The sequence below is a fragment of the Actinacidiphila epipremni genome (assembly GCF_012034175.1).
GTDB lineage: Bacteria > Actinomycetota > Actinomycetes > Streptomycetales > Streptomycetaceae > Actinacidiphila > Actinacidiphila epipremni.
On sequence record NZ_JAATEJ010000059.1, the window covers coordinates 1 to 2364 of the forward strand.

1 rRNA gene is annotated in these 2364 nt (G+C 56.8%); it reads left to right on the forward strand.

The features are described from left to right. Positions 1-2364 (forward strand): 23S ribosomal RNA (locus HCN08_RS34370); the annotation flags it as partial.

Sequence of the window (2364 nt, forward strand, 5' to 3'; positions counted from 1 at the left end):
AGTAGCATGCTCAAGACCCGAAGCGGAGTGATCTAGCCATGGGCAGGTTGAAGCGGCTGTAAGAGGTCGTGGAGGACCGAACCCACCAGGGTTGAAAACCTGGGGGATGACCTGTGGTTAGGGGTGAAAGGCCAATCAAACTCCGTGATAGCTGGTTCTCCCCGAAATGCATTTAGGTGCAGCGTCGTGTGTTTCTTGCCGGAGGTAGAGCACTGGATAGGCGATGGGCCCTACCGGGTTACTGACCTTAGCCAAACTCCGAATGCCGGTAAGTGAGAGCGCGGCAGTGAGACTGTGGGGGATAAGCTCCATGGTCGAGAGGGAAACAGCCCAGAGCATCGACTAAGGCCCCTAAGCGTACGCTAAGTGGGAAAGGATGTGGAGTCGCAGAGACAACCAGGAGGTTGGCTTAGAAGCAGCCATCCTTGAAAGAGTGCGTAATAGCTCACTGGTCAAGTGATTCCGCGCCGACAATGTAGCGGGGCTCAAGCGTACCGCCGAAGTCGTGTCATTGCAGCATGAGGGCTAACGCCTGTTGTGATGGGTAGGGGAGCGTCGTGTGCCGGGTGAAGCCGCGCTGGAAGGTAGTGGTGGACGGTTCACGAGTGAGAATGCAGGCATGAGTAGCGATACAAGAGTGGGAAACTCTTGCGCCGATTGACTAAGGGTTCCTGGGTCAAGCTGATCTGCCCAGGGTAAGTCGGGACCTAAGGCGAGGCCGACAGGCGTAGTCGATGGACAACCGGTTGATATTCCGGTACCCGCTGTAAAGCGCCCAATGCTGAACGGAGCGATGCTAAGTCCGTGAAGCCGCCCCTGATCTCTTCGGAGTGAGGGGGAGTGGTGGAGCCGACGGACCAGACTTCTAGTAGGTAAGTGATGGGGTGACGCAGGAAGGTAGTCCAGCCCGGGCGGTGGTTGTCCCGGGGTAAGGGTGTAGGACGTCATCCAGGTAAATCCGGGTGGCACATAGTCTGAGACCTGATGCCGAGCCGATTGTGGTGAAGTGGATGATCCTATGCTGTCGAGAAAAGCCTCTAGCGAGTTTTATGGCGGCCCGTACCCTAAACCGACTCAGGTGGTCTGGTAGAGAATACCGAGGCGTTCGGGTGAACTATGGTTAAGGAACTCGGCAAAATGCCCCCGTAACTTCGGGAGAAGGGGGGCCATGTCTGGTGATCCAACTAGCTTGGTGAGCTGGGTGTGGCCGCAGAGACCAGCGAGAAGCGACTGTTTACTAAAAACACAGGTCCGTGCGAAGCCGTAAGGCGATGTATACGGACTGACGCCTGCCCGGTGCTGGAACGTTAAGGGGACCGGTTAGTCCTACTTCGGTGGGGCGAAGCTGAGAACTTAAGCGCCAGTAAACGGCGGTGGTAACTATAACCATCCTAAGGTAGCGAAATTCCTTGTCGGGTAAGTTCCGACCTGCACGAATGGCGTAACGACTTCTCGACTGTCTCAACCATAGGCCCGGTGAAATTGCACTACGAGTAAAGATGCTCGTTTCGCGCAGCAGGACGGAAAGACCCCGGGACCTTCACTATAGCTTGATATTGGTGTTCGGTTCGGCTTGTGTAGGATAGGTGGGAGACTGTGAAGCTCAAGCGCCAGCTTGGGTGGAGTCGTCGTTGAAATACCACTCTGGTCGTGCTGGATGTCTAACCTCGGTCCGTGATCCGGATCAGGGACAGTGTCTGGTGGGTAGTTTAACTGGGGCGGTTGCCTCCTAAAGGGTAACGGAGGCGCCCAAAGGTTCCCTCAGCCTGGTTGGCAATCAGGTGTTGAGTGTAAGTGCACAAGGGAGCTTGACTGTGAGACTGACGGGTCGAGCAGGTACGAAAGTAGGGACTAGTGATCCGGCGGTGGCTTGTGGAAGCGCCGTCGCTCAACGGATAAAAGGTACCCCGGGGATAACAGGCTGATCTTCCCCAAGAGTCCATATCGACGGGATGGTTTGGCACCTCGATGTCGGCTCGTCGCATCCTGGGGCTGGAGTCGGTCCCAAGGGTTGGGCTGTTCGCCCATTAAAGCGGTACGCGAGCTGGGTTTAGAACGTCGTGAGACAGTTCGGTCCCTATCCGCTGTGCGCGTTGGAGTCTTGAGAAGGGCTGTCCCTAGTACGAGAGGACCGGGACGGACGAACCTCTGGTGTGCCAGTTGTCCTGCCAAGGGCATGGCTGGTTGGCTACGTTCGGGAGGGATAACCGCTGAAAGCATCTAAGCGGGAAGCCTGCTTCGAGATGAGGGCTCCCACCCACTTGATGGGGTAAGGCTCCCAGTAGACGACTGGGTTGATAGGCCGGATGTGGAAGCCTCGTGAGGGGTGGAGCTGACCGGTACTAATAGGCCGAGGGCTTGTCC